13 protein-coding genes are annotated in these 13846 nt (G+C 41.8%); 4 read left to right on the top strand and 9 right to left on the bottom strand.

Annotation, left to right across the window (positions count from 1 at the left end; translation table 11 throughout):
• Positions 1 to 45: 45 nt before the first annotated feature.
• The 6 genes from aroL to gpt all read right to left on the bottom strand — a co-directional run bounded on the left by aroL (position 46) and on the right by gpt (position 5528).
• Complete coding sequence (gene aroL / locus M1F03_RS04930; protein WP_251463678.1) at positions 46 to 546, bottom strand: shikimate kinase AroL; 501 nt, start codon at positions 544 to 546, stop codon at positions 46 to 48.
• 138 nt (positions 547 to 684) lie between these two features.
• Positions 685 to 1938, bottom strand: a complete 1254-nt coding sequence (gene proA, locus M1F03_RS04925) for a glutamate-5-semialdehyde dehydrogenase (protein WP_163860770.1) — start codon at positions 1936 to 1938, stop codon at positions 685 to 687.
• A 2-nt stretch (positions 1939 to 1940) separates the two neighbouring features.
• Positions 1941 to 3044: a glutamate 5-kinase gene (proB, locus tag M1F03_RS04920; RefSeq protein WP_154625122.1), complete on the bottom strand. Its 1104-nt coding sequence runs from the start codon at positions 3042 to 3044 to the stop codon at positions 1941 to 1943.
• A 116-nt stretch (positions 3045 to 3160) separates the two neighbouring features.
• Positions 3161 to 3562, bottom strand: a complete 402-nt coding sequence (crl, locus tag M1F03_RS04915; RefSeq protein ID WP_154625103.1) for a sigma factor-binding protein Crl — start codon at positions 3560 to 3562, stop codon at positions 3161 to 3163.
• 70 nt (positions 3563 to 3632) lie between these two features.
• The gene (gene frsA / locus M1F03_RS04910; RefSeq protein ID WP_154625102.1) at positions 3633 to 4883 is read right to left on the bottom strand and encodes an esterase FrsA; all 1251 of its coding nucleotides are present in this window, start codon (positions 4881 to 4883) and stop codon (positions 3633 to 3635) included.
• 180 nt (positions 4884 to 5063) lie between these two features.
• Positions 5064 to 5528: a xanthine phosphoribosyltransferase gene (gene gpt, locus M1F03_RS04905; protein WP_154625101.1), complete on the bottom strand. Its 465-nt coding sequence runs from the start codon at positions 5526 to 5528 to the stop codon at positions 5064 to 5066.
• Between the two features lie 262 nt (positions 5529 to 5790).
• On the opposite strand from gpt, the gene pepD reads away from it, so the two are divergent.
• Positions 5791 to 7251: a beta-Ala-His dipeptidase gene (gene pepD / locus M1F03_RS04900; RefSeq protein WP_247046749.1), complete on the top strand. Its 1461-nt coding sequence runs from the start codon at positions 5791 to 5793 to the stop codon at positions 7249 to 7251.
• Between the two features lie 45 nt (positions 7252 to 7296).
• Here the strand turns inward: pepD and dinB are convergent, their stop codons facing one another.
• Positions 7297 to 8352, bottom strand: a complete 1056-nt coding sequence (gene dinB, locus M1F03_RS04895) for a DNA polymerase IV (RefSeq protein ID WP_251465233.1) — start codon at positions 8350 to 8352, stop codon at positions 7297 to 7299.
• Positions 8353 to 8524: 172 nt separating this feature from the next.
• Here dinB and M1F03_RS04890 point away from each other — a divergent pair, with 172 nt between their 5' ends.
• The 3 genes from M1F03_RS04890 (at position 8525) to M1F03_RS04880 (ending at position 12375) form a co-directional block, all read left to right on the top strand.
• The gene (locus M1F03_RS04890; protein WP_251465231.1) at positions 8525 to 10831 is read left to right on the top strand and encodes a TonB-dependent hemoglobin/transferrin/lactoferrin family receptor; all 2307 of its coding nucleotides are present in this window, start codon (positions 8525 to 8527) and stop codon (positions 10829 to 10831) included.
• A 78-nt stretch (positions 10832 to 10909) separates the two neighbouring features.
• A complete protein-coding gene (locus M1F03_RS04885) occupies positions 10910 to 11440 on the top strand; it encodes an RNA polymerase sigma factor (protein WP_251465229.1) in 531 nt (176 codons plus the stop codon).
• Positions 11441 to 11463: 23 nt separating this feature from the next.
• On the top strand, positions 11464 to 12375 hold the full coding sequence (locus M1F03_RS04880; protein ID WP_247046751.1) for a glycerophosphodiester phosphodiesterase family protein: 912 nt from the start codon (positions 11464 to 11466) through the stop codon (positions 12373 to 12375).
• Between the two features lie 127 nt (positions 12376 to 12502).
• On the opposite strand, the gene nqrM is transcribed toward M1F03_RS04880, so the two are convergent.
• Together nqrM and M1F03_RS04870 are read right to left on the bottom strand one after the other, a co-directional pair.
• Positions 12503 to 12730: a (Na+)-NQR maturation NqrM gene (gene nqrM / locus M1F03_RS04875; protein WP_004923200.1), complete on the bottom strand. Its 228-nt coding sequence runs from the start codon at positions 12728 to 12730 to the stop codon at positions 12503 to 12505.
• A 16-nt stretch (positions 12731 to 12746) separates the two neighbouring features.
• Positions 12747 to 13778, bottom strand: coding sequence for an FAD:protein FMN transferase (locus M1F03_RS04870; protein ID WP_318840091.1), 1032 nt, complete (start codon positions 13776 to 13778; stop codon positions 12747 to 12749).
• Positions 13779 to 13846: the final 68 nt, after the last annotated feature.

Below are 13846 nucleotides of genomic sequence, written 5' to 3'. Positions count from 1 at the left end.
TATAAAACTAAGTGTTTTATTCCTAAAATACCATTCAGAACAATATTATTTATCAAACTGAGTTAATTGATGAATAATTGATTCAATCGGCAACCCTGCATCAATCACATAGTGTGCCGTCTCCCGATAAAGAAACTCTCTTTGTGACATGACCTCTTCTATCTCTTCTAGTATCGATTTCCCTGTCAGACTTGGTCGTTGCTCTGCTTGAGGTTCTGCGGCAAGTCTCGCGGCTAAAATCTCAGGTGTAGCACTTAGATAGATAACCGTTCCATTCGTACGCATGACACGTTGATTTTCTTTTAATAAAATAATACCGCCTCCCGTTGAAACGACGGTATCTGAGTGCGAGATTGATTTTAATACTTCACTTTCTAAATGACGAAAGTGTTCCCAGCCATATTGTTCTACAATCTGTGCAATACTGCTTCCTGCTCGCTCAACGATTAATTTATCAGTATCAACGAATTGGCACGATTTCTGTTCAGCCAATTTTTTTCCGATTGTAGTTTTTCCTGAACCTCTTGGACCTATAAGGTAAAACATCTGCATTCATCCCATCGTCATCATTATTATGGTACATGTGCCACTTGTTATAGATTTAATGGCTCAGTCTAAAAATGGCAAATCATCATAAAAACAAAGCCACACGCTAAGTGTGGCCTAATTATTGTTATTGAATTATTAAGCTCGGTTCAGGAAGTCGCCGTAACCAATCCATTTATAGGTGGTCAACGCATCCAATCCCATCGGCCCTCGAGAATGAAGTTTTTGTGTACTTACCGCTACCTCAGCCCCTAACCCAAACTGCCCACCATCGGTAAATCTTGTGCTCGCATTCACATATACTGCGGCTGAATCAACACGCTGTACAAAGTAATCTGCTTGATTAATCGACTCTGTTAAAATGGCATCTGAATGCGCGGTACCATAAGTGCGAATATGATTAATTGCAGCATCAATTCCAGCAACCACCTCAACGTTAAGGTCAAGAGATAACCACTCGTCCACTAAATTTTCAGGCGTGACAGCAACCACTTTCGCTGGGCCATTTTGTAAATACGGCATCGCTTGTTGGCTGGCATGCAGAGTCACCTGTTGCTCCGCCATTTTTTGGCTCAGTAGTGGTAAAAAATCACCCGCAATTTTTTCGTGAACAAGTACTGTTTCCAGTGAGTTACAAGCACTTGGGCGCTGAACTTTAGCGTTAATCAGCACATCAATGGCTTTATCAAAATTCACTGACTCATCAACAAAAGTATGGCAAACACCAATGCCCCCTGTAATAACAGGGATCGTTGATTGTTCACGACATAATTTATGCAGACCTGCTCCACCACGAGGTATTAACATGTCCACATAACGATCTAATTTAAGTAATTGAGTCACTAGTTCACGATCAGGATTATTAATCGCTTGGATCGCATTTGCGGATATCCCACAATTTTTCAGTGCTTTTTGGATCACTTCCGTGATAGCCAAATTGGTATTGTGAGTTTCTTTACCACCTCGTAAGATCGCTGCATTACCTGTTTTTAAACATAATGCCGCAACATCAACAGTGACATTTGGACGCGCTTCATAGATAACACCAATCACCCCTAATGGCACACGACGACGCTGAAGATTTAGGCCATTATCAAGTTGGTTTCCATCAATAATTTGCCCTACAGGATCTGCTAATTGGCAAACTTTTCTCACATCAGAAGCTATATTTTTTAAACGTTCAGATGTCAGTAATAAGCGATCTTGTAATGCAGGCGACATACCCGTTGCCTGTGCTTGTTCAATATCTTTTTTATTCGCCTCAAGAATGACACGACTTTCTTGTTCCAGCAGATCAGCTATCTGCTCTAACACCGCATTTTTCTGTGTGGTATTTAATTGAGCGAGTTGCCATGAGGCTTCACGAGCCGCTTTTCCCATTTGTTCTAACATAATTAACCCACTATCATATCATCGCGGTGGACAGCAACAGAGCCGTGTTCATACCCAAGTATGCGGCCTATCTCTTGTGAATGATGACCCGCAATCATTCTTAATGCATCACTATTATAATGACTTACTCCATGAGCAAGGTCTTTGCCGGCCATGTTGCGTATTCGCACGACGGCACCGCGAGAAAAGTCACCTTCGATTTTCTTGATCCCTTTTGGAAGCAGGGAACTGCCTTTTTCTAAAATGGCTAGTTGTGCACCGTCATCGATATATATATCGCCAGCAGCAGGTGCGCCGAAAATCCAGCGTTTGCGGTTTTCCATTGGGTTTTTCTGCCCATAAAAGCGCGTTCCTACCGGTATATTTTCAATAACGGCACTAATCACATCAGGTTTATTACCCGCTGCAATGATGACATCGATTCCGGCCCTTCCTGCCACATCCGCGGCTTGTAGCTTAGTGGCCATACCGCCTGTACCGAGGCCAGTAACACTTCCGCCTGCCATTTCTCGTAGCTCATCATTGATTCCATACACTTCGGGGATCAATTTAGCATTTGGATTACTGCGAGGATCTGAATCAAATAATCCTTCAATATCCGTTAATAGTAGTAACTTATCTGCATCTCCAAGAATTGCAGCAAGGGCGGATAAATTATCATTATCCCCAACTTTAATTTCTGCTGTTGCGACTGCATCATTTTCATTGATAACGGGCACAATGCCATTATCCAGCAGCGCTTGCAATGTATCTCGCGCATTCAAAAAGCGTTCTCTATCTTCGAGGTCGGCACGCGTTAATAACATTTGCCCAATATGGATGCCATAAATGGAGAATAACCTTTCCCATAATTGAATAAGACGGCTCTGCCCTACTGCGGCCAGAAGCTGCTTCGATGCAATCGTTGCGGGAAGTTCGGGATAATTAAGATGTTCGCGACCCGCTGCTATTGCCCCCGATGTCACGATAATAATACGGTGCCCTTTTTCATATTGCTGTGCGCATTGCCTGACTAGCTCGACGATATGCGCTTGATTCAATCGACGTGAACCCCCTGTCAACACACTGGTGCCTAATTTAACAACAAGTGTCTGGCTATTTTTCATCATTTTTCTGCCATTAAGATTAAAGAAACACAAACTAGCTATTATTTTTATCAGCTGGAGCGCGTTATGCCAACAGGCATAACGCTAAATTAAACAAAAGTTAGTTTAAAACAATTTTATACGCTTAATTCCAGCTTAAATTCTGCCATTTTTGCAGAAGGAAACAAAGAGAGCTCTAATTCCGCAAGCTGTTTTGAAAGAGATTGGTGAAAGGCGATGAGATTCTGTTCAATAGTATCAATGGTTGTATTGTCTTTTAAGGTCTTTGCTTGCCAATTACCTTGGCTATTATACAGACCAAAATGGTATGAATATTCAAATCCATTATCATTTGGCGATAGCAGCATCCACCATCCCCAAAATTCACGCTTTTCCGGCGCAATATTGACATTAACACAAACAGTGAGACTATCGAAAAAATAGCAACCGTCGACACATTGCTTTTCTCGTAGATAAGGTCCTAAAGCCGCAAACTTTTTTAAATACTTTCCATTAGAGTAATCATTAGGTAACGCCATGTAAGGATCTCCTTTTTGAGAAGATCCCTTTTTAGCAAAAGTTAAAAAATAATCAAGTCATTAAATAAAATTAAACTATTTTACTTTTTAACCAATCAACCGTTTCGCTGAGTGCTTTTTGATAATTCACAAAAATCGGTGTTGTGGGTAAAGTTAGCATATGACCGTCCATTGATGAGCGCATAATCAAATCCGATTCCGCTTTAGGGCTATAAATGTCACCTTTCCAATATACTGACATCATAGGTACTCGGCAGCGCCGCCCTAACAATCCTTGGTTTTTCAGTGAATAGCAACTTAGCTCATGACGTAACGCTGCACCGTCAACGTGATAGATACCTAAACGGCTAGCAAAAACGTCCAATTCCATACGCGGAATATCCCGCTGATATTTATCTTCATGCAATAAACTATGCACGATAGGACCTAATACCCCAACCGCTTTAATTTTTTCAGGACACATATAAGCTAGCCTTAAGGCTATATTTGCCCCAAAGCGTAATCCAACCAGCCCAAAACGTGTATGGTCGATCCATGGAATGGTATCTAATTGACGCACGACTTGCTCATGCAAGGCACTGGTCTCTTGAGATAGCTTATATTTAATGGAATAACCTATTGATGGCATATCCAATGTCAGCATCGCAATGCCGAGCGGCTCAAGATAATCACGGAAAAAACGGCAATAGTCGATTTGTAAACTATCGAGAGTTCCACATACCATCACCGTTGGATAAGGACCTTGCCCAGTTGAAGGTATGTGTAAAAAACCACAAACTTCTTTATTACCATCAACCTTAAATGCGATTTTTTTCAACTTATAACGAGAAAATTGTGCTGCGCTGTCATACGCTTTACAGGCTAATAAGACCGCTTGATCGGCTAATTCATCGCCTTTTATGAAAGGATAGGCGGCAATACTGTATAAATTCGCGGCGCGTAACCATGCTTTACTTGCCGCTTCTCCACCTTCAAACTGCAACGCTTTTTGTTGCCATTGCATCGCTTGATGAGACCATTCAAAACACCAGTTTCCTCGGCGGTTACCAATGACTGTATCAAGCAAATTATCATCACTTCGTTCAGCGTCAGTTACCGCAATACGGCTCAACACCTCTTCAATTTCTAACGCATCTATGCCTCGCCAAATCCACAATAAACGATTAATCATGCGATACCAGCCGGCATGCTGCGAGCCACTCAATACAGAATGGTTATTGATGATAGGCGCACTATAGGCTGAATAAGAAACGAGTGTCGATGTTTCAACCTGCCTAACTTTTGGTTTGAACAGTTTTTCGGAGAGATTTTGTTGAGTCATCCTAATAACCTGTTGGTTGATCTAAATAAAAAGGGAATGCCATCGCATCCCCTTATCTTATCGTTTTGTATTGAATTTTATTAGGTAATAATGTTTTAAGCATAATGTATAAAGGGATTCTCACCCTATATTAGCGTTATTTTTACCTATCATTTAGATCTAACTCAAAACAATAAAAGTTTATTTTTCTTGTTCACACAGAGGCTTAACAAATACAACCCCCATATCCCATGGCTGTTCAATCCATGTGTTTTGTGGGATATCGACGACGTAATCATCCACTAATGGACGACCCGCAGGTTTAGCGAAAATCGTGACAAAGTGTGCTTTCGGGTACATCTCACGAATAGCTTTTGCGGTACCACCAGTATCAACAAGATCATCGATGACAATGAAACCTTCACCATCACCTTCAGCGCGTTTAATCACATTCAATTCACGCTGGTTATCATGGTCATAGCTTGAGATGCACACAGTATCAACATGACGGATACCAAGTTCGCGTGCAAGAAGTGCGCCTGGAACAAGACCACCGCGGCTAACCGCGATAATACCGGTCCATTGGTCTACAGGTAATAAACGTTGTGCGAGTTTACGGGCATGTATTTGCAACATATCCCACGTTACGACATATTTTTCGCTCATAAAATTCGGGTCCCGACTACTGAGTAATACTGAAATGTGTCTTGCGGAAAAAAGGTTGCGCGAGATTATAGTGATTTGACGCAGCAAAAACCAGCAAAAACGGATAATTGTGATGAATTAATATTATTTGCACTGACTATTTATAACAATTAGGTGTATGCTGAGAAAATTAATCGTGTGGCCTGAATATCTGTGCTACGCCTTTTAAGCAGAATAAGTTGCTAAAAATAGATAAGACCAAAGTCGCTTAAGGAGATCCAACGTGTCTGAACTAGCCAAATTGTCACCACAGCCATTATGGGATATTTTTGCCAAAATTTGTTCAATTCCCCATCCTTCTCACCATGAAGAAGCGCTAGCAACACACATTATCGAATGGTCAAAACAAAAAGGGTTTCATGTAGAACGTGATCAAGTGGGTAATATTTTGATCCGCAAACCCGCGACCTCTGGTTATGAAAATCGTAAGCCTGTTGTTCTGCAAGCCCATCTTGATATGGTTCCACAGAAAAATAATGACACTGTCCATGACTTTACCAAAGACCCTATCCGTCCTTACGTGAATGGTGAATGGGTTACTGCTGAAGGGACAACCTTAGGTGCCGACAATGGTATTGGCATGGCATCTGCCCTCGCCGTCTTAGCTGATGACAGCGTTGAGCATGGGCCACTTGAAGTGCTATTAACCATGACTGAAGAAACCGGTATGGATGGCGCTTTTGGTCTACAAGCAGGATGGCTACAAGCTGATATTTTGATCAATACTGACTCAGAAGAAGAGGGCGAAATCTATATGGGTTGCGCTGGCGGTGTGGATTTTACAGCTACCTTTGATCTGACTCGCGAAGCGATACCACAAGGTTACAAAACCTTTACCATGACATTAAAAGGCCTAAAAGGCGGACACTCTGGTGGTGATGTCCATTTAGGTTTAGGTAATGCCAATAAATTGTTAGCGCGTTTCCTTGCTGGGCACCAAGAAGAGCTAGGCTTGAAACTGCTAGAATTTACAGGAGGCACAGTTCGTAATGCCATTCCACGTGAAGGACATGTCGTTATTGCGATAGCCGCAGATAAAGTTGCTGAATTAACCGCACTCAGAGCGCGTTATGAAGCTATCTTGCAAAATGAACTCGCAGTTGTTGAACCCAACTTAGTTCTGCTATTAGAAGAAACTCAAACAACATTAACGGCACTCACTGAAGAGTGTCAAAAACGCTTTGTATTCTTCTTAAACGCCGCACCAAATGGGGTGATCCGCATGAGTGATGTGGCGAAAGGCGTAGTGGAGACATCGCTCAATGAAGGCGTTGTTACCATGACAGAAGAGAAAGCAGAAGTGATCTTCTTAGTTCGCTCCTTAATCGATAGTGGCAAAAACTATGTTGTGAATATGCTCACCTCTGTGAGTCAACTGGCGCAAGCTAAATACCGTGCAGAAGGCAGCTACCCAGGTTGGCAACCCGATGCAAATTCCCCCGTTATGCATCTCGTGAGTGAAACTTATCAAAAACTGTTTGGTAAGGTGCCGAATGTTATGGTGATCCATGCAGGCCTTGAATGTGGTCTATTCAAAAAACCTTACCCTGATATGGATATGGTTTCTATTGGACCAACCATTCGTGGTGCGCACTCACCCGATGAGCGTGTCCATATCGCAAGTGTTGGTGAATACTGGAAACTATTGACTGCGGTTCTAAAAGCAATCCCAGTTAAAGGCTAATGAACGACGGCTAATCAAAGTATCCGCTCTACTGGGGCGGGTACTTTAAAGTTCTAACAATAATTGCCTTTCTAATTGTGGGCTTTGCAAAGTCACATGCAAACCAACCAGCCTAACCCCTCGATTTTCGCGACGATTTTCCCAAACCTGTTTAGCCAAAAGTACAAGGTCTTGCTTATCGAGTATTGGATAAATATGTTCCTGAGTTGTTTGCTGGAAATCATTAAATTTTATTTTTACGCCTTGGCGTGCAATACGCCGGTCAGGTTTTACTTTTGTCAGCCTGACTTCCAACTCTTCATATAACTTATCCAATAATGGCAAACACTCCTCCCAGTGATAAATATCCTTCACCAGAGTCCGTTCAACCCCGACAGATTTACGCAATCTATCAGGATTAACGGGCCGTTCATCAATACCATGGCAGCGTTCCCATAAGACCTGCCCAAACTTCCCCATCGCTTTAATTAAAGTGACAGCATCATAATGTTGCACATCCGCACACGTTTCCAATCCCATATCTGATAACTTTTGCGCCGTGACTTTGCCAACCCCCGGAATTTTTTTCAACGGTAATGACAACACAAACTCCGGTAAACGTTGAGGTGTGATGACAAACTGCCCATTGGGTTTATTTAAATCCGAAGCAATTTTGGCTAAAAATTTTATTGGTGCGATCCCTGCTGAAGCAGTCAGCTGTAGCTCATCAAAAATTTGCTGACGAATAGCTTGAGCAATCAGTGTTGCTGAGCCATGACAGTATTGGCTATCTGTCACATCTAGATAGGCTTCATCCCATGACAGGGGTTCAATTAAATCGGTATAACGAGAAAAAATTTTATGGATATGCAAAGACGTTTCTTTATAGAGAGCCATCCTACCCGGTAGAACTTTTAGATGGGGACATAACCTTAATGCAACCGCTGTTGACATGGCACTATGTACACCGTAGCGCCTTGCCTCATAGTTGGCTGTACTAATTACACCACGACGCTCAGCACTCCCCCCCACGGCAATAGGAACATTACGTAGACTAGGGTCGTCACGCATTTCTATTGCGGCATAAAAGCAGTCCATATCAATATGAATTATTTTACGCATTACAATCTCACCGAATAGATACTGTTTAAATATACAGTTTATTTATTAGGTGTGCAATTATTCCTCAAAAAAACCGTCAATATAAAAATAATTATCATTTTCATTACCGGAAAAACGTTCTCAAACGACTCATAGTAGATATTGATAAGAATGGTGAATTATCGAGAATATAATGAATAAAAATTCCACTCAGCAAGTAAAAATAGATAAACCAACACGTGCCTTTTTGTCTAGGCTCAATCGTCTCTCCTTTGCGAGTTTACTGATCGCTACCACAGCAGCCTCTGCCGACGGAGCAGAAACCGTTCTTGAGGCATCGCACAAACAAGAACAAGATCAACCCATTCAATTTCCAGCCCTATCTGTTGTTGGTCATTTAAATTCAAGTGTTGGCGCAGGCAGCTCAGTGCTTAAATTAAAAGATATCGAACGTACCCAAGCCAATAATCTGGCCGAGCTAGTCGATCAGTTACCGGGAGTCTCATCATCCGGTTCCCCTCGCCCTGGAGGGCAAACACTCAATATTTGGGGGATGGGAGATATGGAAGACGTTAAAGTCACTCTTGATGATGCGCCCAAGGGCTTTGAAAAATACCGCCAAGGTTCAGTGTTTATCGAACCTGAACTCATCAAACGTATCGATGTTGATAAAGGTCCACATAACATTATGGACGGCAATGGCGGCTTTGGTGGAACCGTCAAAATCACCACCAAAGATCCTGAAGACCTGTTACGGACAGGACAGCATTTCGGAGCGATGTTTAAATACAGCTATCACACCAACGACCGTCAAAATATTTATAGTTCAGCCTTATATGGCAAAACGCTTAATGGGATTGCCGATGGCTTATTGTATGTCAGCAAAAGAAAAGGGGATGATTTACGTCGTCCTGATGGGAGCCGATTCGGTTTTTCTCAATCAGATCAATTATCTTATTTAATTAAAAGCAATATTTACCTCAATGACCAGCACACTCTCAGTTTATCTGCAATGCGCTCAGAATCGGATAACTTAGTGCCTTGGGCTGCAAAACGAGATGAACTGAGCACACCAACACAAAGAGAGATCGACCAATATGGCTTTGATGGTGCGATCAAACGTAAATTGGTACAGCGAGATCAGCAAGATCAAAACTACAGCGTGAAGTGGAATTTTATCCCTGAAAATAGTGATTTGATCAATCTAACAGCCACATACGCATGGTCAAAAACCAAGCAGCATGACACTAGACCAGAAAATGCGTCTAAATTCTTAACGTCCAGCCTAGGTAATAAAAGCTGGGTTAACTATACAGATCAACTCTTTGATATTCATAATGAAAGTGTCTTCGATACGGGGAGGTTAGAACACCAAGTTATCATTGGTGCAAGATGGCATAAAAATGATCGTGGCATTTTGATGTTCGATGCAGGAAAAGCCAATAAGCCTGAATATAATTATGGTTATTTTCAACCGCAATTTATGCCTGCTGGAGTCCAGGAAACCACCAGCGCATATATCCAAGATGCAATAACTTGGAATAGGCTAACAATCACTCCGGGCGTACGCTACGATTATGTTACCAACAAGGGTAAAGGTAATTTAGCTGCAACCTATATGGAGCAAGACCCTCTCATCGGCCATGATTATCGTTCCGTCACTTATAGTGGTATCTCGCCTCATTTGGGGCTCCTTTGGAAAACAACACCTAACCTCACGCTATTTGGTGATATTAGCCGTACATGGCGTGCACCTGTTATTGATGAACAGTATGAAGTGCAATTCGCTAATAGCAGTTTAACCGGCAGCAGCCGCAATCTAGGTAAAGAACGTATGCATGGAATTCGTTTGGGTGCAATCGTCGACTTCGACCAAGTCATACAAGCGGATGACCAGTTACAAATACGTACCACGCTATTTCGTAATAGAGGAAAAGATGAGATATTTCGTCGCCGTGGTGAATATTGTGAGGCAAAAAAATACGGTATAGGCGATTGCGAGAGACCCCTTTCGAACTATCGTAATTTACCCGGCTACACCATTGAAGGCTTAGAGATTGAGCTATTTTATGATAGTCCCAATCTTTTCGGTAAAATGGCCTATTCCACAATCAAAGGTGAACGTGATGCCTCTCCTCGTGACCCCTGGTTTGGACAAAAAACATGGATAGGTGAAATTCCACCCGATACCTTACATGTCATGTTAGGTTACAAATTACCGCAATGGCATACTCATTTTGGTGTAACAGGTGACTTTGTCGGACATCAAGTCCGTTCACCCGCAGATAGAGACCCTAAAGCCGACTCATGGGGATACCCAAAATCCAAAGGCTATGCGCTGTATGGCGCATTTGCGCAATGGAATCCTGAATTTATTCCTGATACAGAGATCAGAGTTACTGCAACTAACCTTTTCGATCAAGATTATTATCCATATCTTGGCGAATCCGTATCCGGTGTGGGTCGAGATGTACGTTTAAGTATCACCAAATATTTTTAATATCGCGGATGGACTCTCTTTTTTGAGGGTCCATAATTGACTTTAAAATAAAAATGATAATAATTATTATTTTTATTTATGACTACACCAATTTTCTCTACTAATAGTACCTCACGAATAGAAGAACAGCGTCTCTTTCAGCAATATGCCCCTGATCTCCTTAGGTATATTATTGCTCGCACCCCTAACGACGATATCGCAAGTGAAATTTTACAAGATGTCTTTGTTCATACGATTGAAACAAATCGCTGCCAAACTCTACACTTTCCAAAAGCATTTATGTACACGCTGGCACAACGCAATATTGCCAATTTTTATCGTCGACAACACATAGAAGCTAAATATCTCAATCTGCTGGTGGAGCCTGAGCCTGAGTGGCACTTGGAAACACAATTGGTACTAGAGGAGCAGTTGCAACGCATGTTTGAACAACTTGCTAAGCTACCGACAATCATTGAGCAAGCCTATCGGCTAGCCCAATTTGAAGGAATGACCTACCAACAGATTGCGGCGCAATTAAAAGTTAGTCCTAATTCAATCAAGTACTACTTACAAGAAGCCAGAAAAGTATTACAAAAAGGGTTCGCTGAATTCAATTTAACTTATTGAGATAATTATTACAGGTAATACATATGATAAAAATAACAACACCATATATTAAAAAAGGGATATTCGCTGGTTTGTTAATTCTTTCCAGCCAAAGTTGTTTCGCCCACTCACTACAAATTGTTGCTCATCGGGCAGGTACTGCGGATGCGCCTGAGAATACGCTTTACGCAATTGAGCTCGCCAAACAAAATAATGCTGACATCATTTGGATAACCGCCCAACTAACCAAAGATAAACACGTTGTTTTATATAGGCCGAGTAACTTAGAAGCCTTAACCACGCAAAAGGGGCTAATATCTCAGTACACCGCACAACAACTCGCCACATTCAATGCCGCTGAGCAATTTAACAAAAAACATCATCGTCAATTACCCATACTGCAAACAACGATCCCAACACTCGAATCCGTATTAAAAAAATACCCTAACACGCAATTTTATGTTGATTTAAAATCCCCTGATGCAGACCCAACCACGCAAGCCGATATTATTTATGCATTACTTGAAAAAAATAATGCCTTTAAAAATACGCGCTTTTATTCAACTAATGATGCATTCATCAAAGCCTTAACCAAACGCTCCGATAAAATTAATACCTTTGAAGGCCGTGATGAAACACGCACCATCTTAGCTAATAGCGCTATGAATCATCATTGTTCAGCCCCTACCGATAGACAATCTAAATCACGTTGGTATGGCTTTGAATTACACCGTAAAGTCGAGGTCGTGGAGAAATACACATTAGGCGAGGCTCGCTCACCTGCCACATTATCATGGGATAAAGAAGCTATTGATTGTTTTAGAAAAAATGGCCAAGCCCATATTGTTCTATTTGGTGTCAATAGTATGGAAGATTATCAATTAGCCAAAGACATTGGCGCAGATGCGGTGATGGTTGATTCCCCTAAAAGCTTTAAAGACGCAATCAGCAAGTAGTTCTTAACTTGCTTTATCAAAGTAGCCTAACGCTATGAGCATCAACTCTAATGCATAGCCTCTAAATAAAAAATAAGCCTTAACTGTGACAGTTCACAGCTAAGGCCATCATTATACTTATCAGATTTTAAATAATACGGTGTTTTTCAAGTGCCTTTTGGCGAGCCTCTTCCCGCGCCATACGCTTCTTACGTGCATCACAAGGCTCTGGGCAATCACACACTTTTTCAACACCAATGCTGCTTAATCCACCACAGCTACCTTGAATGCTCTTGCGCTTAATAATGTACCCAAGTGACATACCGAGAAATGCCAGTAGGAACAGGACGAAAGCTGCAATAAAAACATTTAGCATTCTTACACCCTCCTAATTACTGCTTTTTCTGTAAAAATGGCTCGAATGCCTTAGTGTAACGCTCTTCGAAACCTTTTTCTGTCTTGATGATCATAAACACAGGAATATCCAGCTTTTCAGCTAAGGCAAACCCCTCAACGGGTCCGAGCACATTAAGTCCTGTCGATAAACCGTCCGCACTCATGCAAGTTGGAGCAAGTACCGTTATTGATACCAAATTATGTTTAATTGGCATCCCTGTTTTTGGATCGATAGTATGGGAAAAACGGACACCATCTTGTTCAAAATAGTTACGGTAATCGCCCGATGTCGCTATAGACATATCACCCGGTTCGATCACTTCCTGAGCGGTTTGATTCACCCCATCAGTCGTCGGCTTTTCAATCGCAATACGCCAAGGAGCATCTTTACCATTTTTCCCTTTCGTACGGACTTCACCACCAATATCAACCATATAGTTATTAATATTGACTGACTCTAAATACTCAGAAACGACATCGACACCATAACCTTTCGCGATAGAAGATAAATCGACATAAAGCTCAGGGATCGTTTTAATCAGATTATTACCTTGTACAGATAATTTCTCTATGCCAACCCATGCACGACGTTTTTCTAATTCACTGTCTGTTGGTGCTTTGGTGACTCGCCCCTCAGGACCAAATCCCCACAAATTAACTAAAGGACCAACCGTGACATCCAGCGCCCCATTAGTTAACTCATTAATACGAATGGCTTCTTTCACCACTTTTGCTGTTGCAGCTGAAACAGGAAAAGGAACATTAACTTCTTTGAACTGGTTGAAACGGCTTAATTCCGAGTCAGGACGATAAGTTGACATTTGGTCATTCACTTCTTCCAAACGTTTATCTATCTCTGCTTGGATTGATTCACTACTTGGAGAGGAAGAATCAGCCACATATTTGATGGAATAGTAAGTTCCCATCGTCTGCCCCTGAAGGTTAGCTTGTTCAGGTCCGCCGCAAGCCGCCAATAATAGTGTTGCTGCAAACAGCAGCACTGGAGTAATCACTTTTCTGTTCAGCATAATTTTCTCTGCTTCAATAATAAGCGCCCACATAAGCGGGCGCTATACTCATCATATTGTTGATTGCC

Source organism: Providencia sp. PROV080 (genome assembly GCF_033688105.1).
Taxonomy (GTDB): Bacteria; Pseudomonadota; Gammaproteobacteria; order Enterobacterales; family Enterobacteriaceae; genus Providencia; species Providencia zhejiangensis.
This window is presented reverse-complemented; position numbering and strand designations above follow the sequence as displayed.